The sequence below is a fragment of the Psychrobacter sp. CAL346-MNA-CIBAN-0220 genome (assembly GCF_040309805.1).
Classification (GTDB): Bacteria; Pseudomonadota; Gammaproteobacteria; order Pseudomonadales; family Moraxellaceae; genus Psychrobacter.
In genome coordinates this window covers 1-266 of sequence record NZ_JBEOPF010000358.1, presented here as the reverse complement: position 1 = coordinate 266, position 266 = coordinate 1, and the positions used below count along the sequence as shown (strand labels likewise).

Below are 266 nucleotides of genomic sequence, written 5' to 3'. Positions count from 1 at the left end.
CAACAGTCGATGGCCGTGAAATCGTCCTTAATTTACCAGAAATGTTTTTCAATTTAATCGAACCGGCTGCGCCTGCGCCAACAGCCCAAGCGCTGGCTGAAAAAGCGGCCATTCAGGCTGCCATTGAAGAACAAGTGGCCAAGGATAATGCCATGTTTTGGATTATTACCATTAACGGGGTACTCTTTTTAGTCGGCGTTGTTGGTTTGGTGGTGTGGCGTAAAAAGCAGACATTGGCAAAGGCGATGGCAGCGGCAGAACAAAGG

1 protein-coding gene is annotated in these 266 nt (G+C 48.5%); it reads left to right on the top strand.

The window, feature by feature from the left end; all coding sequences use genetic code 11:
- The coding region (locus AAEY88_RS13970; RefSeq protein ID WP_350563345.1) for a hypothetical protein at positions 1-266 on the top strand (266 nt) is incomplete at both ends.